The sequence below is a fragment of the Mucilaginibacter tolerans genome (assembly GCF_030519375.1).
Taxonomy (GTDB): Bacteria; Bacteroidota; Bacteroidia; order Sphingobacteriales; family Sphingobacteriaceae; genus Mucilaginibacter.
This window is the reverse complement of the sequence record NZ_JAUMKB010000009.1, coordinates 161,503-187,488: the sequence shown is the minus strand read 5'-3', so window position 1 is coordinate 187,488 and position 25,986 is coordinate 161,503. Positions and strand designations below refer to the sequence as shown.

The following is a 25,986-nucleotide window of genomic DNA, read 5'->3' as shown; positions in this document are numbered from 1 at the left end:
TTATGGCGCGATGATACGCGGTGGATTCATTTAAGCGTTCGGGGGTGGGGTGGGAACAACCGGGTGGTAAGTCTGGATATAGAGCGACTTCTCCAGGTTATAAAGCACGTTCAGTTCAATGATATAGTGCTGGTGCTCGAATGAGATCAATAGTTGGTCGTCAAAAACTTTCTTCTCTTTAAGGGTGTCCTTGCTCAGATCGTCCTTATCGGCTTTTGTTTCCTGCTCTAGTTGCATAATAACTGCGGCGGCAGTCTTTGAGTCTATGGAGGAAAATAATGGCGCAAGCGAAATACCCATCTTTATCGTGAAGATGAAGAGAAATATTAAGCTCACCAATATTTTAAAGTCCTTTGACCTCATCGCTGCAAAAATAGGAATTTCCCGGAATATGCGTCCCCGGGAGGTAATAAAACGATAATCTTACAATTTAATTACTATTTTTAGCGTGTAGCATCATAAACCGGATTGTGAACAAAAAACTTAAAGTACTAAAACATAAACGCGAACAGGCCCAGTTAGGCGGCGGTCATGCGCGGATAGAAAGTCAGCATAAAAAAGGCAAATTAACGGCACGGGAACGGCTCCACTTTTTGCTGGATGACGGCTCGTTTCAGGAGATAGGGATGCTGGTTACTCATCGTTCCACCGACTTCGGGATGGAAAAAGAAATATATCCTGGCGATGGCGTTGTGACGGGCTATGGAACCATCAATGGTCGATTCGTTTACGTTTTTTCACAAGATTTTACAGTTTTTGGCGGTTCACTTTCGGAAACTCATGCAGAGAAGATATGCAAGATAATGGATCTGGCGATGAAGAACGGTGCCCCGGTTGTTGGACTGAACGACTCAGGCGGAGCAAGGATACAGGAAGGCGTAGTGTCGTTGGGGGGCTACGCTGATATTTTTTACCGTAACACGATGGCATCGGGGGTAGTGCCGCAAATATCAGCCATTATGGGTCCTTGCGCAGGCGGGGCAGTATATTCGCCAGCCATTACCGATTTTATATTGATGGTGGAGAATACCTCGTATATGTTTGTTACCGGTCCAAATGTGGTAAAAACTGTTACGCACGAGGTAGTGACGTCCGAAGAATTGGGCGGAGCGGATACGCATGCTACCAAATCGGGTGTTACACATTTTGCGTGTATTAATGAGATAGAGGCTATACAGCATATTAAAATGTTGTTGAGCTACATGCCGCAAAATTGTGAGGAAAGGGCACCATCAGTTGCCTATGAAAGTAAAGATGAATTACGTCCTGAACTTGCTGACTTGATGCCGGAGAATGCCTCGCAACCGTATGATATGCGTGATGTGATCAACAAGGTAATCGATACCGATTCCTTTTTGGAAGTGCATAAAGGTTTTGCCGAAAATATAGTTGTTGGCTTTGCTCGTTTAGCGGGCAGGAGTATTGGTATCGTGGCCAATCAGCCTGCATTTTTGGCCGGGGTGCTGGATATTCATTCATCCACAAAAGGGGCTCGCTTTGTGCGCTTTTGCGATAGTTTTAATATCCCTCTGTTGGTATTTGAAGATGTGCCCGGCTTTTTACCCGGTACTGATCAGGAATGGAATGCCATCATCACCAACGGCGCTAAACTATTGTATGCGTTTTGTGAAGCGACCGTACCGCGTATCACAGTTATTACCCGCAAAGCTTATGGCGGTGCCTATGATGTGATGAACTCCAAACATATCGGGGCGGATATGAACTATGCCTGGCCATCGGCTGAAATCGCAGTAATGGGCGCCAAAGGAGCTGCGGAGATCATCTTCAAGCGAGAAATCAATGCTGCACATGACAAGGAATCAAAATGGCTGGAGATGGAACAAAAGTACTCCGACATATTTGCCAATCCATACCGTGCGGCCGAACGTGGCTTTATCGATGAAGTGATCGACCCTGCCGAAACACGCATCAAATTGATCCACGCTTTTAAAATGCTGGAGAATAAAGTGGTGAATAATCCGAGGAAAAAGCATGGAAATATCCCATTGTGATTTCGGATTTCGAATTTTCAATTTCGGATTTAATGAACCTTTCAATAGAACAAATTCGTCCTGAACTGACCTGGCGATTACGGCAGCAAGTATTGTACCCTGCTCAAAAATTATATGAGATGGAGTTGGATGAAGATCAGGAGGGGATCCACTTCGGGGCATTCACAGATAATAAGCTTGTTGGTATTATTTCCTTATTTCAAACAGACAGATCCTTTCAATTCAGGAAATTGGCGGTATTATCCGAATATCAGAAAATGGGTATCGGTAATGCTTTGTTACAGCGCGTTGAAGAGTTTGCTGAATCAGAAGGGGGTGCAATGATATGGTGTAATGCGCGGGTGTCAGCTATCGGTTTTTATATGAAAGCCGGGTATGAGCATACCGGCAAGCTCTTTTCTAAAAATGGTTTTGATTACGAGATACTAGAGAAGCAAATAAAAAAACAGCCTGCTGCATAGCAGGCTGATCCTCAATCAACTAAACTAATATTGAAAAAAAATTACTCACAACAAAGTAAGTAACATCAGATAAACACAATGTTAACACAGTAACAATTAATCAAGAATACCACTAAAATTTGTTAACATACGTCATTGTCTTAAGCTTTACTATATTTGCCATTATCGATTAAAAAACAGTCCCAAATCATCAGTTTATGTCTAAAAAGAAAGCTGAAAAAAAGCCGCATGTAGAAGTAGTAAATAAAACCTCGCTGGCTTTTTTCGAGAAATATATCAACAACCCCTCTCCAACAGGATTTGAAGCAAAAGGTCAGAAATTATGGCTGGAATATATTAAGCCTTACATCGACGAACATTATGTAGATAATTATGGTACCGCAGTAGGTATCATCAATCCGAAAGCCAAATACAAAGTAGTGATCGAGGCTCACGCGGATGAGATTTCGTGGTTTGTAAACTACATTACCAGTGACGGATTGATCTACGTAATCCGTAATGGCGGCTCTGACCACCAGATCGCACCGTCAAAACGTGTAAACATTCATACTGACAATGGCATCGTTAAAGCGGTATTCGGTTGGCCTGCTATTCATACCCGTTCCGGTGAAAAAGAAGAAGCACCGACGTTAAAGAATATCTTCCTGGATTGCGGTTGCACTACTAAAGAAGAAGTTGAGAACCTGGGCATTCACGTTGGTTGCGTGATCACTTATGAAGATGAGTTTATGGTGTTAAACGATCGTTACTATGTTGGTCGTGCGCTGGACAATCGTGCAGGGGGCTTTATGATAGCTGAAGTAGCGCGTTTACTGAAAGAGAACAAGAAGAAACTGCCATTCGGTTTATATATCGTTAATGCAGTGCAAGAGGAGATCGGTTTGCGTGGTGCAGAGATGATCGCTCACCATATTAAACCTAACCTGGCTATTGTGACTGATGTTACTCACGATACCCAAACCCCAATGATAAGCAAAATTACCCAGGGCGATCTGGCTTGTGGTAAAGGTCCGGTAGTGTCATATGCTCCGGCCGTACAGAATAATGTAAATAAACTGCTGATCGAATCAGCTCATAAAGGGGGTATTCCATTCCAGCGCCAGGCATCATCGCGCTCAACAGGCACTGATACGGACGCTTTTGCTTATTCCAATGATGGGGTTCCATCTGCATTGATCTCGTTGCCATTGCGTTATATGCATACCACAGTTGAGATGATACACAAGGAAGATGTGGACAATGTAATACGACTGATATACGAGGTACTGTTGAATGTGAAAGACGGGCAGGATTTCAGGTATATAAAATAAATTTCAAAATAATTGTAAACTTGACATTTAAAATTTAGTTTTGGAAAATAAACTTTACCAAAACAATTTGAGTATAAATGTCCTTTGAGATATAATTAAACGCAAAAACACTCAAAACAGCACCTAATAAACAAATATGAAACCCACTCTACTGATACTGGCCGCAGGTATGGCCAGCCGCTACGGAAGCATGAAGCAGGTTGACGGCTTCGGTCCAAATGGTGAAACAATTATCGACTATTCTATCTATGATGCCATTAATGCCGGATTCGGTAAGATCAGCTTTATCATCCGCGAGGAGTTTGCAGATACTTTTAAAGCGATCTTCGAGCCTAAATTAAAAGGCCGCGTTGAAACCGATTATGTATTCCAAAGTTATGATCTGAAACCTTTCGGTATTGATAAAACTATTGAAAGAGCAAAACCGTGGGGTACACAGCATGCCGTACTTTCTGCACGCCATCAGGTTCACGAGCCTTTCTGTGTAATCAACGCTGATGATTACTATGGTCGGGAAGCTTTTGAAAAAATGGCTAAATTCCTGACCACTGAGGCCGCTGATGACACTTATTCTTTAGTGGGCTACCAGATAGATAAAACTTTATCAGATTATGGTTCTGTATCTCGCGGTGTATGTAAAGTGGATGATAAGGGAAACATGGTTGAGATTAATGAGCGCACTGAGGTATATTTCAAAGAGGATGGTACTGTGGCTTACAAAGACGCAACAGGCGAGCATGGATTGCCAAATGATACCCGTGTATCGATGAATTTCTGGGGCTTTACTCCGGCTATCTTCAAACAAAGTGAGCCGATGTTTAAAAGGTTTGTTGAAGCAAATGAAAATAATCCTAAGGCGGAATTCTTTATTCCGCTTGCTGCTGATGAATTGATCAAATCAGGTACAGCTTCATTCAAAGTTATCCCGACGCAATCAAAATGGTTCGGTGTTACTTACAAGGAAGATAAACCCATTGTGCAGGCTAGTATTTCTAAACTAGTTGCAGACGGTGTTTATCCGTCTAATCTCTGGTCATAATATTCTTTTACAGATATTATAAAATCCCGCTCAATAGGCGGGATTTTTTTGTTGTAAATCCATTTGTATAGCATAAATATACGCTCGTGTAGTATATCTGCACGATGGTATAGTTTGAAATTTTTGCAACGATTTTTCACCCATATTTATAGTAAGAAATCTTCAAGCCATGTTAGCCATAAGATCCTTCCTGAACATGATGATCGCAATTTTGCTTGCTTCGATCGTTTTTGTGATCATAACTATTGCATTCTCTTCCTAAGTGGTGAACTGTAACGCAAAAAAGCCCGTCGCTGTTTAACTTTAACAGGACGGGCTTTTATCTATATGGATTATTATTTTACTTCTTCGAAGTCAACATCGGTTACATGGTCACCGGCAGCACCTTGTGAAGCGCCCGCGCCTGCACCATCAGCACCTGGCTGAGCCTGACCGGCATCACCTGCGGCTTTGTACATCTCTTCAGATGCAGCGGTCCATGCAGCATTCAGCTCAGTTTGTGCGGCATCGATAGCGTCGAGGTTCTTAGAAGCATAAGCTTCTTTTAATTTTTTCAAACCTTCTTCTATAGGAGCTTTTTTATCAGCTGATATCTTGTCGCCATACTCTTTCAGTTGCTTTTCGGTAGTAAAGATCAGGGCATCGGCAGAGTTCAGTTTTTCAACTTCCTCTTTTGCCTTTTTGTCAGCTTCAGCATTTGCTTCTGCTTCGTCCTTCATCTTCTTAATTTCAGCATCAGTTAAGCCCGATGAAGCTTCGATACGGATCTTTTGTTCTTTACCAGTAGCTTTATCTTTAGCTGATACGTGTAATATACCATTAGCATCGATGTCGAATGATACTTCGATCTGTGGCACACCACGTGGAGCTGGTGGAATTCCATCCAGGTGGAAGCGGCCTAACGTTCTGTTCTGAGCAGCCATCGGACGTTCGCCCTGTAAGATATGGATCTCAACAGAAGGCTGGCTATCAGATGCGGTAGAGAACACCTCCGATTTTTTGGTCGGGATCGTAGTATTTGCTTCGATCAGTTTGGTCATTACACCACCCATAGTTTCGATACCTAATGAAAGCGGAGTAACGTCGAGCAGTAAAACATCTTTTACTTCACCGGTTAAAACACCACCTTGTATAGCCGCACCTATAGCAACTACTTCGTCAGGGTTTACACCTTTTGAAGGAGCTTTACCGAAGAATTTCTGTACAGCTTCCTGTATAGCAGGGATACGGGTTGAACCACCTACCAGGATAATCTCGTCGATATCCGAAGTACTTAACCCAGCAGCTTTCAAAGCTGTTTTACAAGGTTCGATAGTACGTTTGATCAGCGAATCAGACAGTTGCTCAAATTTAGCACGGGTTAAGGTTTTAACCAGGTGCTTAGGCATACCGTCGGCAGCTGTAATATATGGCAGGTTGATCTCGCTTTGAGAAGTGCTTGAAAGCTCAATTTTAGCTTTTTCAGCAGAATCTTTCAGACGTTGTAAAGCCATTGGGTCTTTACGCAGATCGATGCCTTCGTCGTTTTTAAATTCGTCAGCCAGCCAGTCGATAATTACCTGGTCAAAGTCGTCACCACCAAGGTGAGTGTCACCGTCGGTTGATTTTACTTCGAACACGCCATCGCCTAACTCAAGTACCGACACGTCATGTGTACCACCACCGCAGTCGAACACAACGATCTTCATATCCTTGTGTGCTTTGTCCAAACCATAGGCAAGGGCAGCAGCAGTAGGCTCGTTGATGATACGGCGAACTTTTAAGCCCGCAATTTCACCGGCTTCTTTGGTAGCCTGACGTTGTGCATCGTTAAAATAAGCTGGTACAGTAATAACTGCTTCGCTTACTTCGGTACCTAAAAAGTCTTCAGCAGTTTTCTTCATTTTCTGAAGTATCATAGCTGAAATTTCCTGTGGGGTATATTTACGGTCATCGATCTCAACACGTGGAGTGTTATTGTCGCCTTTAACCACTTTGTACGGTACACGGCCAGCTTCTTTGGTTACTTCATCGAATTTGTTACCCATGAAGCGTTTGATAGAATAAATTGTTTTTGTAGGGTTGGTGATAGCCTGGCGCTTGGCAGGGTCACCTACCTTACGCTCGCCGTTGTCAACAAACGCTACAACTGACGGCGTAGTACGTTTACCCTCGCTGTTGGCAATAACTACAGGTTCGTTACCTTCCATTACTGCAACGCAAGAGTTCGTTGTTCCTAAGTCGATTCCAATTATTTTAGACATATATGATTGATTTTTCCTTTTTTGATATTAAACCTATGCAGTATCAACAAGGCGTATGCCAATATCACTTTGGCAGTAAAAAAGGCTTCAGGGCGTCAAAAACACTTCATATTTCGTCAGGAAAGTGCATGGAATCCGTGACAGGTTGTCAGAATAGTGTCACTCGTTCAGCATTAACTTGTCTATGCCAGGAGCGGGCTTCCAGTCGCTTTTTGGTTCGTAATAATGCCATAGCAATGCCGATATTTTACGGATGAGCTGATGAGCCTCATTATTAGGTGTCCAGCTTTGATCCTTATTATTGTTGGTCATTACCGAGAAAACATAATCGCCATGCGGGGCATTTACCAAAACAGTTTCTGATTTGGCTTCATCCAAGGACCCGCTTTTACTGGCCGCTTGTACATAAGGTGGTATTTGGGATAAAGACCTGTCATCCCAATAAATACGTACCAGGTCACGGTACATGCGTTCACTTGCCGCTGGGCTAACCGCCTCACCATTGCGTATCATGGTGAACAAACGGCACATTTCATAAGGCGTACTGACACCCCAACCATATTTGGAACGGATAGCTTCACGGCCCTTTACTCTTGAATTTACCCGTAAAACTTTAAAACCATTTTTATCCAGCCAGTTGTTGATGTATTCACCTGTCACGATCCTTTGCAGCCAGGTACTAGCAGTGTTATCGCTCATAGTGATCATCAGCAAAACTACTTTACTTAGTTCGATGGTATCCTTGTCTTTAAACGAACCCAGAATATCTTCGCCGGGGTACAGTAATGAATCACGGTAGATCAGCTTCTGATTATAAGCTAATTCTCCTTTTTCTATCTTATCCATAACCGCGCATTGTATGCTTACCTTGATCATGCTGGCAGTAGGAAACAAAGTATCGGCGTTAATAGATGCTGTTTTGCCTGTTTTCAAGTTTTTTACATAAATACCCACCTGACCTTTGAAGCCTTTTACCGCATCCTGTAGTTGAACGGTGAGTTTGGTATCGGTTTGGGCGAAGGTATTAGCAGCGAATGCGAAAAAGAAAACGATAGATAATTTAAGTTTCATCACCTGGTTTTAAAAACTAAGTTATAAAACTGCGCACAAAATCCCTATCGGAGCGTTTTTTATATCTTTACCGATTATATGAAACTCCGTTGGCTCTTATTCCCCTTCTCCTTATTATATGGCCTTGTTGTAGCTATCCGCAACTGGTGCTATGATGGTGGGATATTGAAAAGCCGGAAATTTAAAATGCCCGTGGTCTCAGTCGGTAATCTGGATGTAGGCGGAGCAGGTAAATCGCCAATGACAGAGTACCTGGTCAGATTGCTCAAGGATTATTATAAACTGGCAACCTTGAGCCGCGGGTATGGGCGAAAGACCAAAGGGTTTTTAACTGTTACAACTGATTCAACTGCCGAAGAGGTGGGCGATGAGCCCTTGCAGTTTAAACACAAGTTTCCTGATATAACAGTTGTGGTATGCGAAAAACGGGTTGATGGCCTTAAAGAACTTATTAATACAAACAATTTGGTTTTAATGGATGATGCCTATCAGCACCGCGCTGTAAAACCAGGACTGAGTATTTTATTGTTTGATTATAGCAGAATTAAGGAACCACTTTTGCTTTTACCCGCAGGCAATCTGCGCGAGCCATTCAGCGGACGATGGCGGGCGGATATTATAGTTGTTAGTAAATGCCCGGAGCAATTAAGTGAGGAAGAGCAACGAAAAGTCATCGAAAGGATTGACCCGTTACCTTATCAATCTTTATTCTTTACGTCAATTGTTTACCTGCCTTTACAAGATTTGAACAGGGAGCGATCGGATGTGGAATTAGATAATGATACAACCGTATTTTTGCTGACAGGTATTGCCAGTTCGAAACCTTTAGTGCAGCACATAAAAAAGCATACTTCGAAGCTGATGCATCATAATTATCCCGATCATCATCGCTTTAGCTTAAAAAATATCAGTAAACTTGCCGATGAATTTGCTGCCTCTACAGCGAAAAAAAAAGTGATCATTACAACAGAAAAGGATGCACAGCGTTTAGTTGAACACGAACTGCTTCCGCTAGTGCAATCGTTGCCGGTTTTGGTCATTCCGATAGGGATACAATTCTTAAACAATGAGGCGCAGCAATTCGATCAGTTAGTTATAAAATATGTTAGAGAACATACAACAAACCACCTTATACATTAAAAGTCGCATAGGCGATTTTGAGCCAGAAATAGGCATCATACTGGGTACCGGCCTCGGTGGCTTAGTAACTGAGATCGAAGTTGAAAAACAACTGATGTACTCCAATATCCCCGACTTTCCGATTTCGACACTTGAGTTTCATTCAGGTAAACTGATATTTGGAACGCTGGCCGGTAAAAAGGTAGTGGCTATGCAGGGCCGTTTGCATTATTACGAGGGGTATACCATGCAGCAGATCACTTTCCCGGTAAGGGTAATGAAAATGCTGGGCATAAAAACCCTGTTCGTATCCAATGCCAGTGGCTCGTTGAACCCGGATTTCAAAAAGGGCGATCTGATGGTGATTGAAGATCACATCAACCTGCAAACACACAATCCTTTGATCGGCAGAAATGAGGAAGAATTAGGGCCGCGCTTTCCTGATATGAGCGAACCTTATCGTCGCGATCTGATTGCAAATGCACTTAATATTGCCAAAGAGAACAATATTACCTGCCATAAAGGTGTTTATGTAGCTGTGACGGGGCCAAACCTCGAAACAAAGGCAGAATACCGGTATCTGCGGATAATTGGCGGCGATGCGGTCGGCATGAGCACTGTGCCTGAAGTGATTGTAGCTAATCATATGGGATTGCCGGTTTTTGCAATATCGGTTCTAACCGACGAAGGTTTCCCAGATACTTTGCACCCGGTGTCGGTTGAGGAAATTCTGGCTGTTGCACACGAAGCTGAGCCCAAAATGACATTAATACTTAAACAATTGATTGCCGGCCTTTAATGCATAAGCGACTCCGATATATTCTTCTTGTAATGCTGATATGCTTTTCGGCAGGTATGGCGTTAGCTCAAACTCCGAACATACCCGGCTACCCGAATAATAACATCAGAAGGAATAATTTTAATACTGACACTGCAACCAATAAACCCGGCAAACAACTTAGCGGCGACGCACAAATAGATGCTGAAAGGCAAAAAGAAGAGAAAAAACGCGACTCGGTTATTTTTACATCTAAATTTATTAGGGTAACCAATGAACGGTTGTTAAGTGATAGTACACAGGTTTTTCCGCTGGATACAGGACTTGTCAATTTTGAAAATTACAGTCCGCTTTACCAGCCACGAAGTCCTAAAATAGGATTAGGTAACCTGGGGCTCGCTGAGCGCAGCCTGTTATTTGAGCCAAGTAAAACTATAGGCTTTGATGTAGGTCAGCATTTTCTGGATGCTTATCTTTTTACGCCGCAGGACATTCAGTATTACAAAGCGCGTGTGCCTTATACCAACTTATCGCTCTTTGCAAGTGGTGTAAAAGAACAGATGTTTAAGGTATTGCATACACAAAACATCAATCCCCAGTTGAATGTAGGTTTTAATTTGAACTTTATCGGGTCACACGGTTTTTACCCGCGTCAGGCTGTCAGTGACCTGACAGGCGCAATATTCTCCTGGTATGAATCCAAAAGCAAACGTTATAACCTGTTAGCCAGCTATAATTTCAATAACCTGAAAGCACCCGAGAACGGTTCGATACAGAATGATTCGATTTATACAGCTCCGGCAACAAGCGGTTACGTTACATCGCAAAATCAGCCGGTAAGATTATATAATTCAAGCGATAATATCCGGAATAATGGTTTTTACATTAAACAGTTTTATTATATCGGTAAAATCGATACCACAATAAAAAGCGTCGACAAAACTAAAATTTTGCCGACACAGCGGGTATCTTACACCCTTTATTATAACAAAAACACTTATAAATTCCTGCAAAATGAGCCCGATACTTATGGTGTTTTCCCTGATTATTATTATAGTTCAACTTATTCAAGGGATTCGCTTTCCGTTTTCCATTTACAAAATGGGTTTTCATACAGCTTTTATCTGCGTGGAAAATCAACAGGTATAGTAAAAAACGAGGTTAAGGTAGACCTGGGTTTGGTTCATGACTATTACAAATATCAACAGTATGTTACTGATACAATTACCAATGCTAACTTTTCGCGGCAGGTAGTCAATCAACGGGTGCAAAACAATGCTATCCAGGATATCACGTTAAAGGCAAAAGCAGGCTATCGGTTCAGCAATAGAATACTGCTTGATGTCGACCTGCAGCAAATAGCTGCAGGTCGTGATTTTGGCAACTTTCTTTATGAAGCAAAGCTGAGCGTTTCGGGTGGACAAAAAGCGGGCAGGATCATACTGGGAGCCTATCAGCAAAGCAGCTCGCCTCCGCTGGTTTACACCGATTGGATATCTAACCACTTTATATTCCACAATAGTTTCAGCAATCAAAAAACAACTAATCTCTCATTCAACTATATCAATGATCTGCTGAAGCTTGATCTGAAAGCAGAGTATTATCTGATAAACGATTACCTGTATTTCACAGCTGAGCCTAACGGAATAGATGCTACGCCCACACAGTTGCATAATCCTATCAACCTGATAAAGCTGAGCTTGGGAAAGAACCTTTCCTGGCGGAGATGGCATTTTGATAACTACGTAGTTTACCAAAAAAGTGATTATCAAAATACCTTACGCACCCCTTCTGTGTATACCTACAGTAGCTTATACTATTCTAAGCTGTTATTTAGCGTGCTGAACAGTAATTTTGGCATTAATGTTCGCTATAATACGCCTTATGTAGCACCTTCCTACGCCGTAGGACTTGGCCAGTTTTATAATAGTAGTCCTAATCTTACTTTTTCATCTTATCCGGTAGCATCAGTGTTTTTCAAGGCGACGCTGATCCGTACCAATATTTTTGTAACATACGATTATGCCAACCAGGGAATATTCAGCAAAGGATATTATATGGTTAACCGTTACCCTGGCCCCGATCATTTATTGAAGATAGGCGTTTCGTGGTCGTTCTATAATTGAGTTTGCAGTTACCCGTATGCAGTTTGCAAATTATTATGTCAAATGCTCACTGCAAACTGAATCAAGTTTTCTGTTTCTTTTTATGTGCTGCAGGGAATAACACGTTGTTGAGTATCAAACGGTATCCGGGTGAATTTGGGTGCAATTTCAGATCGGTAGGAGGATCACCTACTACGTGCTGGTAATCTTCCGGATCGTGACCTCCGTAAAATGTCCATTGTCCCTTGCCATACTCACCATGGATATAACGGGCCTCGTTGCCGGTTTTCATCTCGCCCATAATGGTTACGCCGGGTTTAAGTAATTTTTCGTTAAAGGCTGTGGTCAGCCCCATAAATCCTTTAATTACTTTATCATGATTCTGAGTGAGCATGCTGGGTACTACATCCCATTTGGCGGAAAAATCAAACAGGCTGAAGAAATCTCTTGTGCGTTCAACCTGGCGGGTAGTAGTTACGTCAATGTTACTGAACTGGTGCGACATAGGGTTCATGTCGAGTGTGAAATTCTGGAAAGCGAAGGTTTGTGTAAAATCCAGTTTGGATTGTGCGTCCGGGTCAGCAGCATCGCCGTCGAACATACTTTCGCAGATGTCAGTGTTGGCTGCCGCAAGTGAAATATCAAAAGTGTCGGTACCGGAGCACATGGCAAATAAGAAGCCGCCACCTGAGCAAAAATCGCGGATATGCTCTGCGACCGAAAGTTTCATTTGCGATACTTTCTTAAAGCCCAATTTATGCGCCATGGCTTCCTGTATTTTTTCGTCATCGTTATACCATTGTGCATAGCGGAATGAGCCATAAAATTTACTGTATTGCCCGGTAAAATCTTCGTGATGCAGATGCAGCCAGTCATATTTGGGTAAATCTCCGCGTACTACTTCTTCATCGTATACTACGTCATAAGGTATTTCGGCATATTTCAGTACAAGGGTAACCGCATCATCCCATGGGAGTTTATTTTTTGGCGAGTAAACGGCAATCTTTGGTGCCTTTTCCAGTTTCACCAAATCCATATTTACTGACGGGTCGCTTATTTCGGTAATGATTTCGCTTACTTTTGCATCGGCGAGTACCGTGTAACTTACACCGCGGATCTTGCACTCATCCTCAATGGCTTTATTATACTTCATCATAAAGCTGCCACCACGGTAGTTGAGCAACCAGTCTACCTCTTCACCATTTTTAAGCGTCCAAAAGGCTATACCATATGATTTCAGATGGTCCTTCTGTTCCTCGTCCATAGGTATAAGAATAGACGCTGCCATTGTGAGCAAAGGCGTAACAACTAAGGTAAAAACCAACAGAAATCTTCGGAGGCGCTTCATTCTCAAAAGTAACGAATAATTATTGAGGCTATTATGATTTTAACGGAATCGTTACTCACTTGGTTTAGCATGCAGGTCGGTAAGGTCTTTCGACTCACGTCTTTCTTTCGGAATTTTCAAAAACTCCTTGTAGCTTGAATCTATATACATGGTGAAATTAAACTCCGGACTTGTATATGTGTCAATCGTTGGGGTATACATAATGATAAAATTTATCATCTCCTGCCCCTTTAATGGTATATAGCCCTTCAAGTTATCAGGACTAAATTCCTTTGCTATTTGGCGCTTTAGTTCCTCATCTTTTCCTAACTGTATATCTTTTTGTCTCTTTTTTGCATCGGAATGTGAATCAAATATATTCATCGAAAGGCCGCCTTTGTAATTCCCATTAGCATCTCTTGAATAAACCACCGTTTGCCCCCCAAATGGCGATAGGGTGGCTGGCGCAGTCAGGCTGCCCAACCTTGTTTGTTGGTCCCTAATGGTAACACCTTTCAGGTTCGTGCCCTTTAGGTCCATTAAAATTTCAGTAGAACTCAGATCTTTTACGAACAATGTATCGGCTTCATAAGCGAAAGAGGAAAATGTAACCAGATCGCCAACATGGGCACGAATAGAGAACAAGCCATTCTTGTCACTTACAGTAAAAATATTGGAATTTAAATTTTGAATGCTGACCCCGGCAATTGGTATCCGGGTCTTATTTTCATAAACGCGTCCCGTCAAATTACCCTGTGCAAAACTTAAATTGACGATGAATAATAGCAGTATAGAAATCAGAAAAGCACGTATCATACCCGCTAAAGTAACGAAATATTTCAGAAGGTATTGTGATTTAGGGAGTGTGAAATACTATCTTAACTATTTTTAACAATTTAGATTTTAGATGACTGATTCCTTTCTGCCAATGTATTTTATGTATTTGTAATTTAATGCACTTTCTCCTTTCAGCTTTCGGCTTTACCCTTTTTTACTAACTTTGCAGTCCAATTAAATAGAAGCAATGAGCAAAGCAATAATCAAGACTGCAAAAGGCGACATGACCGTAGAGTTCTACGATAAAGATGCTCCAAATACAGTTGCAAACTTCAAGAAACTGGCTAAAGAAGGTTTTTACGATGGCGTAACTTTCCATCGTGTAATTCCAAACTTCGTAATACAAGGCGGATGCCCTTTCTCGAAAAACCCTGAAACAGCTTATCGCGCGGGATCAGGCGGTCCGGGTTACCACATTGATTGTGAGCTAACCGGCGATAATCAATACCACGACCGTGGTGTGCTTTCAATGGCTCATGCAGGCCGTAATACGGGTGGCTCGCAGTTTTTTGTCTGCCACAGCCGTGATAATACCGCCCACCTCGACAGAAACCATACCTGCTTTGGTAAAGTGATCGAAAATGTGGAAGTGGTTGACAGCATCCGTCAGGGCGACAAAATTTTAGGTGTTGAAGTGATTGAGGAATAAATAAAAGTTGAAATTGTTGAAAAAGTTATAAAAGTTGGAGAGGTTGTAAAAGTGACAAACATTTTTAACCCTGACAACCTTTTATAATCACTACAACTTTTACAACCACTACAACTATTACAACCAATATAACAATAAAAAATGAATTTACGTGGAATAGTAGCGGTATCTGGCAAACCAGGTTTGTGGAAAGCATTAGCTCAGAACAAAACAGGTTTTATCCTGGAAAGCCTCGACGCTAATAAAACAAAATTGGTAGCCAATCTGTCGACTGCCAAGATTGCCGCTCTGGACGAGATCACCATTTTCGGCGATTATGAAGATATTCGTTTGGTGGATGTGTTTGGTCGTATGAAGGATGCTAAGAGCGTTCCGGATGCTAAGGCTGACGGCAAACAATTACGCGAATTTTTTAGGGAGGTAGCTCCTGGTCATGATGAGGAGAAGGTATATTCTTCTGATATAAAGAAGATTGTTTCATGGTACCATATCCTGAAAGATTTGCCTTTGTTCAGCGAGCCAGATCCGAGTGAAGCAGCACCTGTTGCAGAGCAAGAGTCTGTAGTTGAAGCTGTGGAAGAGGTTAAGCCTGCTAAGAAAGCGAAAGCGCCTGCAAAAGCGAAGACTGAAGTTGCGGAAGAAGTGGCTGCTCCGAAAGCTGCTAAGGCAAAGAAAAAATAACGTTAAGTTATTAAGCTATACAATAATGGGGTCATGCTGAACTTGTTTCGGTATGACTTTTTTATTTTTAAAATTTATGCTTTTTAACAATCCACATGCAAACACTTCTCATCCGAAAACTCAGGCTCGAAGGTGCTGTGGCTGATTGATAAATGTTCCAGGCGGTGACGCAGATCGTGTTTAATGGTATCAAAAGAAGATACCGAATTCTGATCGATCACCAAATGTGCGGTCAGGGCATTCTCGGTTGTGCTTAGCGCCCATACGTGAATATGATGAACATCTACAACACCCTTGGCTTTCATCAGTTCCTGCTTGATTTTTTCCAGATCCATTTCCTTTGGAACTCCATCCATCTCGAGGCGTAAGCTATCGATCAGCAGGCTCCAGGTGCCGCGCAGGATAACGATGGCAACGATCAAACTTACTACGCTGTCAATCCAGTATAAATGGGTGAAATAGATGATCATACCTGATATCACCACACCAAACGATACGATAGCGTCCACTGCCATATGCAGGTAGGCCCCCTTCACGTTCAGGTCGGTGTCTTTGCCCTTTACAAAAAGCCAGGCGGTAAAGCCGTTGATGCCTATACCTGCGAACGCTACCCAGGCCATTGTCCCTCCTGCTATCGTTTCGGGATGAATGAAGCGCATAACGGCTTCGTAACCAATGAAACCCACAGCAATAAACAATACCAAAGCATTAAAGAAAGATACGATAATAGTAGAGCGTTTGTATCCGTAGGTATAATCCTGGTTAGCGTTGACTTTACTTAGTTTAAATGCTAACAGCGCTAAAGCAAGCCCGGCAACATCACTCAGGTTATGTCCGGCGTCGGTCAATAGGGACAATGAATGGCTCCACAATCCGGCAATCACTTCCAGTACAACAAAAGCCGAATTTAAAACAATGCCGATGATAAAGGCGCTGTTTAAATGATCCAGCTTCGGGGTATGGTCGTGATGATGATGATGACCGTGCCCGTGCGAATGGGAATGTGAGTGCGAATGATCGTGACCTGCTGCCATGCAGGCAAAGTTAATGTTTAAAAATCAGATTAATGATCCACCTGAAAAATGCGAAGTACAATATGATCAATAATAACAGGTATTTTACAACATAATACAGTTTTATGTTGTAAGCTTTGATGCGCTTGCCCAATAGCCTGATAGAGTAAATGTATTTGAATACTTTGTTGATATTCCCTGTTTTATCGTTACCCATATTGGGCGAAGCGGCCGCTGCCATAATAAACCATCCGAAAAATTTGTTCCACCCGCGACCGAATATGGTTTTTACCGGGCGTTCGATGTCACAGAATAGGATGATCCGGTCAACATCTGTTTTATTTTCCGCATGATGGATATAGGTTTCGTCGAAGATCACATCATCACCATCTTTCCAGTAATAGCTTTCACCATCTACGATAATATGGCAATCTTCTGAGTTGGGGGTAATCAGTCCTAAATGATAACGCAACGAACCTGCATAAGGATCCCGGTGTTGTAAAAGCTGACTCCCGGCAGGTAACACAGCAAACATAGCTGCCTTGATAGAAGGCACGCTCTTTATCAGCTCGATGGTTTGAGGGCAATGTTTCTTAGCCGACTCATGGAAATCATCATACCATTTCAGGTAAAAACGTTTCCAGCCGCGTCTGAAGAATGAATTAAAGCCCACATCATTATACTTGTCCGATCCTTTGATCAATTCCTCGCGTTCCAACTGTAAGGCCTCATCACGTATTGTCTGCCAGTTAGCTTTTAATATGGCAAGCTGCGGAAAATTTGCCTGGCTGATGTATGGCTTATTCTCCACGCCGGATAGCGCGTACATCGGTATATTGATGGGCGCCATGAAGGTGGAGTGGTCGGTAAGCTGCCTGAAAAACTTATACCTGATTTTCCCCCTGTAATGAACAATGACAGTAGAGATAATAAGAATGTAAAGGATGATGAACTTTACAGAAACTAACTCGAGTAATATTTGATGCATGTCATAGGGGATTTATCACAAAATTAAGTAACCAGTAGTTACAAAATGCATTTCGCATCACCCAACAATGCGTATTTTACAAAATCCTGACGATTTTGTCTTTTTAGTCAGGGGTGGTGATAAGGCTCACCTTTAATGATAGTAAAAGCGCGATAAAGCTGTTCAACAAAAAATAAACGTACCATCTGGTGCGAAAACGTCATACGCGATAGAGAAAGTTTATCGTTAGCCCGCAGATAAACAGTTTGGTCAAAACCGTATGGTCCGCCTACAATAAAAACAAGGTTAGCGACAGAGCCGACTGCTTTTTTATCAATGTAAGCTGCAAATTGCGCTGAAGATAATTCTATACCTTTTTCATCCAGCAATATCACATAATCAATCGCCGTTATTTTTTTGAGGATCAGTTCAGCCTCCTTCGCTTTTTGCTGTTGCTCGGTTAGCGCTTTGGTGTTTTTTAACTCGGCGATTTCAACGACTTCGACTTTGGCGTAATACTTTAGCCGCTTCAGGTATTTATCAATCCCTTCCTTTAAATAAGCATCCTCTGTTTTGCCAACTATCAGCAGGGTGATTTTCATTTTTTTGTTGTAAAGTTGTAAAGCCGAAATGCTACAATACTTATCACATTTCAACATCAAAATTAAAATAAATCAGTGGAACATATCATAGGCGATTATCAAAACAGGGTTAATGCAGCAGCAGAGCAAGGTAATAAATACAAGGAACTCCTGAATACCTATTCCCTTTACCGGCTGGGCATTTTTGCTCTGTTTATCGTATCAATATGTATAGGTGTTAGTTTGGATGATTTCACGATCATCATGCTTTCGCTGGTAACATTGAGCCTTTGTTTTGCATGGGTTATAAATAAGCAAAGCCAATTTGAAGTATTAAAAAACTATTTTCAGAATGTAAAAACGGTAAACGAGAATGAAATAGGAAGCATTACTACCCGAACCAATATCTATCATAATGGTCGATGGTTTGTAAATGATAAACACAATTACACTTCAGACCTTGATATATTCGGTGATGGCTCACTCTTTCAACTGATCAACCGCGCTGCAACTTTCCCGGGCATTGCCAAGCTTGCTAAATGGCTGAATGCACCTGAATCTAAAAATGCTATTCTGTTACGCCAACAAGCTGTGAGCGAGATCGGTTCAAAAAATAATTGGCGGATTGACATCCAGAGCCACCTGGTATTCTCCATAAAACAACAGAAAGAACAAATAAAAAACCTGCTTGAATATTTAAAGATCCCGATTGAACTGGAAGACCAGAAATGGCTGGCCTACTATAGTAAGGTCGCCCCTTATTTGCTGCTCAGCGTGATTATAGTCGCCATTTTTTATACCCCCTTACGCTATTTCGCAGGGCTATTGGCTTTAGTAAATGTGAGAATCGTTCTATCACAGACAAAGACCGTCAAAAAGACCGACCTGATAGCAGGGAAAATAGGGGAGTCTTTAAAACACTTTGTATCCGCCTTTAAGAGTATCGAGAATGAACAATGGGAATCCGCTTATTTAAAAACACAATCAGGAAGAATTAAGCATACCGAAACTGAGGCGATCTCTGTGCGGGTAGAGGAACTATCCAAGCTCATCAATAAACTGAATTATCGTTTAAACGTGGTGGCCAGTTTTATACTCAATACCTTTTTCCTCTGGGATATACGAATGGTGATCGCCATTGAAAACTGGAAGAAAAATAACCAGCAGAGCCTGGAAGAAGCTTTTGATGTAATAGCTGAGTATGAAGCGCTCATTAGCCTGGCAAGCATGCGCATCAATTATCCAGATTGGTGCTTCCCTGAGATAGTTGAAAGTGAAACTTATACCATAGCTGCAAAACAGATCGCTCATCCTTTAATCCCGGTTAATCAGCGAGTAGCTAATGATTATGAACTGACGGATACTCATAAGATCGATATTATCACCGGCTCTAATATGGCCGGAAAAAGCACTTTCCTTAGAACGATAGGTATCAATATCGTATTGGCTTTATCTGGTGCACCCGTTTGCGCCGAGTCGATGCGGGTGTCGGTGATGACTGTGCTGAGTTACATGCGGATTAAGGACTCACTGAATGAAAGTACCTCCACTTTTAAGGCGGAGCTCGACCGTTTACAGCTATTGCTCGCTGCCGTTGATAGTGATGCCAAAATATTTTTCCTGATAGATGAAATGCTGCGCGGAACCAATTCGGTTGATAAATATCTCGGTTCAAAAGCAGTGATACAGCAGTTAATCGGCAAAAAAGGAGTGGGGATGGTGGCTACACACGACCTGCAGATAGCAGAATTAGAGAAACAATACCCGGATTATATCCGCAATTTTTATTTCGATATACAGGTAAAAGATGGTGAGATGCTGTTCGATTACAAGATCAAACATGGTGAATGCAAGACCTTTAATGCTTCTCTTCTCTTAAAGCAAATAGGTATCAATGTCGAATCGTAATTGAGGTGTCCGTCCGTCACGGGGTGCCAGTGCTGCGTGACAGCAGCGGACAAATGTTCCCTAATCTTTAAAATCCAATAATCGTGTAAAAAAAATGTGCAGATGATTACTCGCCTGCACACCTGAATATAATTGACAATCTAATATTTATTACCTGCTACCGGGGCCTGCACTGCCGGGAGAGCCTGAATCTCCTTGTTTCAGGTCGTCATTATCAACGCCCTTTTTCTTTTGTGGGTTGCTGAAAGTTGTTTTACCGAAGCTGTAGCTAAATGTTAAACCAACTGAGCGGAACGGAAACGCAAAGGTGCTGCTTTGGTTAATACCAGTGCTAACCGTCTTGGTGTCGAAGTGTTTGTACTTATTAAACGGCTCCAATGTATTGATACCGATAGAGGCTTTCTTCTTCATGAACTGCTTACGCACACCTGCACCAAGAATACTGAATGACGGGTTAGTACCCTGAATGGTATGCCGAGGAGAGTTTTCTACGGCAAAAACCTGTGCTATAAAACCACTGCTCAAATCAAGTTCGGCCATCAGGAAGGCATTGTATTGTACGTAGGTTCCGGTCTGTGAAAAGAACAGCGCATACTGCGGGTACGGTGTAGGGTGATAGGTATAAACATTCACGCTACCACGGATGGTCAGTATCTTAATTGGGTTGATAGATCCAAAGAAACTAAAACCAAATGAGTTATTTACTGTAGCGTTCTGATACTGGGTTAAGGTACCATGTACGCTGGTATCAGCTGTAATAAGCGGACCTACAATGTTTTCGATCACGTCGGCAGTATGCCTGTAGTAGAGCGAAGTATTGATAACCGACGATTTGATAAACGTAGTATATCCCAACTCGATTGACTGCGATACTTCTGCCGACAGGTTCGGGTTACCTTCCGTCTGAGCTGTGATATTGTTTTTGTTTATATACGGATTCAGGAACTGCAAGCTTGGGCGCGTAATACGTTTGCTGTACGATAACTTGAGGGTCTGCGTAGAAGTTAATGCCTTTTGCAAGGTTAAGCTCGGTATCAAGGTATTGTAGCCCTGGTTAACAGGTGGGAGATCCTGCTCGGCCTGTGAAGTCGCAGCACCATCTATACTTGTATATTCATCACGTAAGCCCGCCATGACGGTCCATGATTTTGGCAGGGTAATGGTAAACACACTGTATCCGGCTGTTACGTTCTGGTGATAATTGTATTTACTTGAATTCAGGTCATCAAATACAAAATTATCTGAATGCGGAGGAACCGGATCAAACAAATCTGACGTACTGTTAATACGACGGATGATCTCTTTGCCACCTACTTCCCATTTAAAGGTTTTGCTTACAGGAAGGGTATAATCTACCTGCAAAGTATATTCATTGTTTAAACCATTGATATTGTTCTGGGTGTTATCATAACCTACAGGGAGGTTACCGTAATAATCGTTGGTGTAATCTGTAACGATCTTGCTGTGGCTCCATTGGGTTGAAATGTCCAGCTCTTCACCTTCTTTTTTGAACTTGTGGGTATAATCCAGGTTCCAGTCAAAGCCACCGAAAGTATTGTGACTGTGGCTATGGCCTTGATAGTGCCTATTTGAGTCTGGTGTAATGTAATTAATATAATCATTCTGAGTAGTTGACGTCGGATCAAAACCACCCTGGTTCAAACGGATATTGGTATGGATAGAGTTAAAAGCATTGAAATCATAGTTCATCGAAACGTTGCCTATAGCGCCATGTCTTTTCAAATAAGTAGAACCGCTCGAGTTGTTGGCAAAATGCACGGTATCCCGCTGAATCTCGTTTTTGAAGGTCGTTAACGAAGTTTGGGGCCAGGTTAAGTTACCGCCGGCATTCATCGACAAGCTAAAACGGTTTTTGTTATAGTTCAGGTTCATGTTGCCATTGTTCTGACGGGTACCTACACCACCGCTAATTGAACCGCTGATGCCAGTCATATTCTTTTGCTTGGTAATGATGTTGATAATACCTGCCGAACCTTCTGCATCGTATTTTGCCGATGGTGAGGTGATCACCTCGATGCTTTTGATCTGATCGGCAGGAATGGTTTTCAACACGTCCGATAAACTGGCAGAGGAAGCGCCTGTTGGCTTACCATTGATCAGTACACGTACGTTCTGGTCACCGCGTATCGAAACGTTACCATTCATATCTACCGCTACCAGGGGCACTTTTTGCAGCACATCGCTGGCATTACCACCTGCGGCGGTAAGGTCTTTTTCAGCATTGTATACAATCTTGTCTATTTTGTTCTCTACCAATGCTGCTGTACCAGTGATCTCAACACCCTTCAGCGACTTTGCGCTCGGTGCAACCACAATAGTACCCATGTTTTTATCAGGTTTGGAGTCGGTGGTAACAACGCCGGTAACAAACTTATCCGGATAACCTACATAGGTAATTCTCAGCTTATAACTGCCCGGGTGAAGCCCTTCGAGCTTAAAGCCGCCTTTTTCGTCAGTCAGTACGCCATTGATTGGAGAAGTACCTGTTGCGCGGAAAATGCTTACAGAAGCATAATCCAAAGGTTTTTTGGAAACAGAGTCGATTAGTATGCCCGATACCTTCCCCACTATAGATGAGCCGCCACCTACACCACCAAGCTGCGCTTTGGCTGTAAGTACCGTTGATAATATTATTGCAAAAAGTAAAAGTATACGTTTCATTTCAAATCATTTTCGTAATTGGAGGCGAAATTAGTGTAAATGTTACAGCGGAAAGCTCATTTTTCTGCCATTAACCCTTTTGTCACTTATTCGTTACGTGAGTAAATAAAGGGTGTCCGTCCGTTGGGGTATAACAATTGTGCTGTGACAAATTGGACAAAGATCTTAAAAGCGTTTGGGTTTGTTTCGTTCTCTATTTTGTAACAGTGGTTGGTGAAACAAAATCTCATGCGTCATTGCGGATGATAGGTTTGTTTTTCACGTTGTAGTGTGTAACCCCAGAAAAATGGGTGTCACACTGAGCTCAGTCGAAGTGCGGTGCGTAGAGGCCCTACCCACCATGCTTCGATGCCCTCAGCATGACACCCTTGTTAGACGTGATATTTGTATTTACACCACAATATTCACAATCCTGCCCTTAACCACGATCACCTTTTTAGGCGCTTTGCCGTCCAGGTATTTTTGTACATCAGCATTGCCAACTACCACGTTTTCGATGGCAGGAGGATCAAGGCTTAATGAAATATTCAGGTTCATTTTCATTTTGCCGTTGATAGAAATAGGGTAGGCAAACTCATCCTCGATCAAATATTCCGGATTAAACTTTGGATAGGCTGCATAAGATAACGTACCTGCTTGATTGCCAAGCAATACCCAAAGCTCCTCGCAGATATGTGGCGCATAAGAAGACAATACCACTACCAAATCCTGAAGGATAGCCCTTTTGTTGCATTTCAGGTCGGTCAGCTCATTTACGGCGATCATAAAGCTGGAGACTGAGGTATTGAACGAGAAACGATCAATATCTTCTTCTACCTTGCGGATGATCTTATGTAATGATTTCAATTCAGCCTTAGTAGGTGCATCTGCCGATACCCTGAAGTTGAACTGCTCATCATGGAAAAGCTTCCAGAACTTGCGCAGGAACTTGAATACGCCTTCGATACCGTTCGTGTTCCACGGTTTGCTTTGCTCTAATGGTCCGAGGAACATTTCGTACATGCGCAATGTATCGGCACCATAACGAGCGATCAGGTCATCCGGGTTGACTACGTTGAACTTGGATTTCGACATCTTCTCGATCTCCACACCGCAGATGTATTTACCGTTTTCAAGAATGAATTCTGCATCCTGAAAATCATCGCGCCATTGTTTGAATTTGTTGGTGTCAAGAATATCATTCTCAACAATATTCACATCCACGTGCAATGGATATGTTTTATATTGTTTGATCAAACCATGCGAGACAAAGGTATTTGTCCCACGTCCCCCATCATCTATCAATCTGTATACAAAATTACTCCGACCTTGTATCATCCCCTGGTTGATGAGCTTTTTAAACGGCTCTTCTTCCACCACAAGGTTCATATCCTTTAAAAACTTGTTCCAGAAACGACTGTATAAGAGGTGACCGGTAGCATGTTCTGACCCTCCGATGTACAGATCGACATCCTTCCAATATTCAATTGCTTTTTGTGATGCAAACTCTTTATCGTTTTGCGCATCCATGTAGCGGTACCAGTACCAGCTTGAGCCAGCCCAGCCCGGCATGGTGGAGTGTTCGTATGCACCGTCCGCGTGTTTCCAGTTTGTAGCCCTTGCTAAAGGTGGTTCCCCTGTTTCAGTAGGTAAATATTTATCTACTTCAGGTAATATGAGCGGCAAATCCTTCTCCTCAATCAAATGAGGAAGATTGTCCTTAAAGTAAACAGGAACTGGCTCACCCCAGTAACGCTGACGGCCGAATATGGCATCGCGCATCCTGAAGTTTACTTTAGCTTTGCCTGCGCCTTTGCTTTCGAGGAATTCGATTACTTTAGCTGTTCCATCCTTATAGTTCAACCCGTTCATAAAGTCGGAGTTGATATAAGCTCCCTCTTTGGTTGGGTCGGCTTCAGTGTCGATGTTTTGTATGTCGATGATCGGTACTATCGGTAAATTAAAGTGCTTAGCAAACAAATAGTCACGCTGATCGCCTGATGGTACTGCCATTACCGCGCCTGTGCCGTATCCCGCCAAAACATAGTCGGCTATAAAAATAGGCACTAATTCATGGTTCACCGGGTTGATCACATAACCGCCTGTAAAAGCGCCCGATACGGTTTTGGTATCCGACATACGGTCCAGCTCCGATTTCTTTTTGCTTTGTGCCACGTAAGCATCTACCACAGCCTTTTGCTCAGGCGTAGTTAATGCGGGCACTAACTCATGCTCAGGAGCGAGTACCAAAAAGGTAACACCGAAAATGGTGTCAACTCTCGTAGTAAACACTTCAATATAGTCGTGCGTGGTGAGTGGTAAGTGGTCAGCGTTTTTATTTATCGGGAACTTTACACTCGCACCAACGCTCTTACCTATCCAGTTGCGTTGCATTTCTTTCAAAGGTTCGGGCCAGTCGATGGTATCCAAACCTTGCAGTAAACGCTCGGAATAGGCGGTGATACGCATGCTCCACTGCATCATTTTCTTTTGCTCAACGGGATAACCGCCACGCTCGCTGAAGCCGTCTTTCACTTCATCGTTAGCCAATACAGTACCTAATGCGGCACACCAGTTTACCGTACTTTCGCGCAGATAAGTAAGGCGGTATTTTAACAGTTCTTCCTGTTGCGCCTGGTTGCTCATCGCTTTCCACTCGGCGGCAGTAAAGGTCAATACTTCTTCATCACTGGCCGCATTTACACCGGCAGACCCACTCTGCTCAAAATGTTTAACCAACTTATCTATTGATTCAGCTTTATCCGCAGATTTATTATACCACGAGTTAAACAACTGCATAAATATCCACTGCGTCCACTTGTAAAAATCAGGGGAACTGGTGCGTACTTCTCGGCTCCAGTCGAATGAAAATCCGATCTGATCCAACTGACGACGGTAGGTAGCAATGTTGGTCTCGGTAGTAATAGCGGGATGCTGCCCGGTTTGAATGGCGTACTGCTCGGCAGGTAAGCCAAAGCTGTCGTAGCCCATAGGGTGCAGCACGTTAAAGCCACGCAAACGCTTATAGCGCGCAAAAATATCAGAAGCGATATAACCCAGCGGATGCCCCACATGCAGCCCTGCACCTGACGGATAGGGGAACATATCCAACACATAATACTTGGGTTTGGCAGAGTTGTTATCAGCCTTAAAGGTTTGATTTTCGGCCCAAAACTGCTGCCACTTTTGCTCTATATCTTTAAATTGGTAGTCCATTGGTAATA

The 25,986-nt window shown here is 42.6% G+C and carries 20 protein-coding genes; 10 read left to right on the top strand and 10 right to left on the bottom strand.

Going from position 1 to position 25,986, the window contains the following annotated elements; translation table 11 throughout:
- Positions 1-30 precede the first annotated feature (30 nt).
- Positions 31-363, bottom strand: coding sequence for a hypothetical protein (locus Q3A68_RS14315; RefSeq protein WP_302901787.1), 333 nt, complete (start codon positions 361-363; stop codon positions 31-33).
- A gap of 107 nt (positions 364-470) precedes the next feature.
- On the opposite strand from Q3A68_RS14315, the gene Q3A68_RS14310 reads away from it, so the two are divergent.
- The 4 genes from Q3A68_RS14310 (at position 471) to Q3A68_RS14295 (ending at position 4,822) form a co-directional block, all read left to right on the top strand.
- Entirely contained in the window at positions 471-2,012 is a 1,542-nt protein-coding gene (locus Q3A68_RS14310; RefSeq protein WP_302901786.1) for an acyl-CoA carboxylase subunit beta, read from the top strand.
- 32 nt (positions 2,013-2,044) lie between these two features.
- Positions 2,045-2,473, top strand: coding sequence for a GNAT family N-acetyltransferase (locus Q3A68_RS14305; protein ID WP_302901785.1), 429 nt, complete (start codon positions 2,045-2,047; stop codon positions 2,471-2,473).
- A gap of 197 nt (positions 2,474-2,670) precedes the next feature.
- On the top strand, positions 2,671-3,783 hold the full coding sequence (locus tag Q3A68_RS14300; protein ID WP_302901784.1) for a M42 family metallopeptidase: 1,113 nt from the start codon (positions 2,671-2,673) through the stop codon (positions 3,781-3,783).
- A gap of 136 nt (positions 3,784-3,919) precedes the next feature.
- Entirely contained in the window at positions 3,920-4,822 is a 903-nt protein-coding gene (locus Q3A68_RS14295) for a nucleotidyltransferase family protein (protein ID WP_302901783.1), read from the top strand.
- Positions 4,823-5,157: 335 nt separating this feature from the next.
- Here Q3A68_RS14295 and dnaK read toward each other — a convergent pair whose 3' ends face one another.
- Complete coding sequence (gene dnaK, locus Q3A68_RS14290) at positions 5,158-7,065, bottom strand: molecular chaperone DnaK (RefSeq protein ID WP_302901782.1); 1,908 nt, start codon at positions 7,063-7,065, stop codon at positions 5,158-5,160.
- Positions 7,066-7,224: 159 nt separating this feature from the next.
- Positions 7,225-8,136: a serine hydrolase gene (locus Q3A68_RS14285; RefSeq protein WP_302901781.1), complete on the bottom strand. Its 912-nt coding sequence runs from the start codon at positions 8,134-8,136 to the stop codon at positions 7,225-7,227.
- Between the two features lie 78 nt (positions 8,137-8,214).
- On the opposite strand from Q3A68_RS14285, the gene lpxK reads away from it, so the two are divergent.
- Genes lpxK through Q3A68_RS14270 form a run of 3 tightly spaced genes read left to right on the top strand, consistent with a single transcriptional unit; the run spans position 8,215 to position 12,159 of the window.
- Positions 8,215-9,276 carry a tetraacyldisaccharide 4'-kinase gene (gene lpxK, locus Q3A68_RS14280; RefSeq protein ID WP_302901780.1) on the top strand — a complete coding sequence of 354 codons (1,062 nt, stop codon included), beginning with the start codon at positions 8,215-8,217 and terminating at the stop codon, positions 9,274-9,276.
- The gene (locus tag Q3A68_RS14275) at positions 9,239-10,054 is read left to right on the top strand and encodes a purine-nucleoside phosphorylase (RefSeq protein ID WP_302901779.1); all 816 of its coding nucleotides are present in this window, start codon (positions 9,239-9,241) and stop codon (positions 10,052-10,054) included. Before lpxK ends, Q3A68_RS14275 begins: the two co-directional genes overlap by 38 nt.
- Positions 10,054-12,159: a putative porin gene (locus tag Q3A68_RS14270; protein ID WP_302901778.1), complete on the top strand. Its 2,106-nt coding sequence runs from the start codon at positions 10,054-10,056 to the stop codon at positions 12,157-12,159. The genes Q3A68_RS14275 and Q3A68_RS14270 overlap by 1 nt, the downstream gene beginning before the upstream one ends.
- 61 nt (positions 12,160-12,220) lie before the next feature.
- On the opposite strand, the gene Q3A68_RS14265 is transcribed toward Q3A68_RS14270, so the two are convergent.
- Both Q3A68_RS14265 and Q3A68_RS14260 read right to left on the bottom strand, forming a co-directional pair.
- Positions 12,221-13,402: an asparagine synthetase B gene (locus tag Q3A68_RS14265; RefSeq protein WP_302901850.1), complete on the bottom strand. Its 1,182-nt coding sequence runs from the start codon at positions 13,400-13,402 to the stop codon at positions 12,221-12,223.
- 135 nt (positions 13,403-13,537) lie between these two features.
- Entirely contained in the window at positions 13,538-14,281 is a 744-nt protein-coding gene (locus Q3A68_RS14260; RefSeq protein ID WP_302901777.1) for a peptidase associated/transthyretin-like domain-containing protein, read from the bottom strand.
- A gap of 208 nt (positions 14,282-14,489) precedes the next feature.
- Between Q3A68_RS14260 and Q3A68_RS14255 the strand changes: the two genes are divergently transcribed.
- Together Q3A68_RS14255 and Q3A68_RS14250 are read left to right on the top strand one after the other, a co-directional pair.
- The gene (locus Q3A68_RS14255; RefSeq protein WP_302901776.1) at positions 14,490-14,951 is read left to right on the top strand and encodes a peptidylprolyl isomerase; all 462 of its coding nucleotides are present in this window, start codon (positions 14,490-14,492) and stop codon (positions 14,949-14,951) included.
- A gap of 141 nt (positions 14,952-15,092) precedes the next feature.
- The gene (locus tag Q3A68_RS14250) at positions 15,093-15,632 is read left to right on the top strand and encodes a DUF5606 family protein (RefSeq protein WP_302901775.1); all 540 of its coding nucleotides are present in this window, start codon (positions 15,093-15,095) and stop codon (positions 15,630-15,632) included.
- Between the two features lie 83 nt (positions 15,633-15,715).
- On the opposite strand, the gene Q3A68_RS14245 is transcribed toward Q3A68_RS14250, so the two are convergent.
- From Q3A68_RS14245 to rlmH, 3 genes are all read right to left on the bottom strand, one after another.
- On the bottom strand, positions 15,716-16,666 hold the full coding sequence (locus tag Q3A68_RS14245) for a cation diffusion facilitator family transporter (RefSeq protein WP_302901774.1): 951 nt from the start codon (positions 16,664-16,666) through the stop codon (positions 15,716-15,718).
- Positions 16,667-16,676: 10 nt separating this feature from the next.
- Positions 16,677-17,633, bottom strand: coding sequence for an aspartyl/asparaginyl beta-hydroxylase domain-containing protein (locus tag Q3A68_RS14240; RefSeq protein WP_302901773.1), 957 nt, complete (start codon positions 17,631-17,633; stop codon positions 16,677-16,679).
- 107 nt (positions 17,634-17,740) lie between these two features.
- On the bottom strand, positions 17,741-18,214 hold the full coding sequence (rlmH, locus tag Q3A68_RS14235; RefSeq protein WP_302901772.1) for a 23S rRNA (pseudouridine(1915)-N(3))-methyltransferase RlmH: 474 nt from the start codon (positions 18,212-18,214) through the stop codon (positions 17,741-17,743).
- Positions 18,215-18,289: 75 nt separating this feature from the next.
- Here rlmH and Q3A68_RS14230 point away from each other — a divergent pair, with 75 nt between their 5' ends.
- Positions 18,290-20,101 carry a MutS-related protein gene (locus Q3A68_RS14230; RefSeq protein WP_302901771.1) on the top strand — a complete coding sequence of 604 codons (1,812 nt, stop codon included), beginning with the start codon at positions 18,290-18,292 and terminating at the stop codon, positions 20,099-20,101.
- 150 nt (positions 20,102-20,251) lie between these two features.
- On the opposite strand, the gene Q3A68_RS14225 is transcribed toward Q3A68_RS14230, so the two are convergent.
- Together Q3A68_RS14225 and leuS are read right to left on the bottom strand one after the other, a co-directional pair.
- Complete coding sequence (locus tag Q3A68_RS14225; protein WP_302901770.1) at positions 20,252-22,783, bottom strand: TonB-dependent receptor; 2,532 nt, start codon at positions 22,781-22,783, stop codon at positions 20,252-20,254.
- A gap of 390 nt (positions 22,784-23,173) precedes the next feature.
- Complete coding sequence (gene leuS / locus Q3A68_RS14220; RefSeq protein ID WP_302901769.1) at positions 23,174-25,978, bottom strand: leucine--tRNA ligase; 2,805 nt, start codon at positions 25,976-25,978, stop codon at positions 23,174-23,176.
- Positions 25,979-25,986 lie beyond the last annotated feature (8 nt).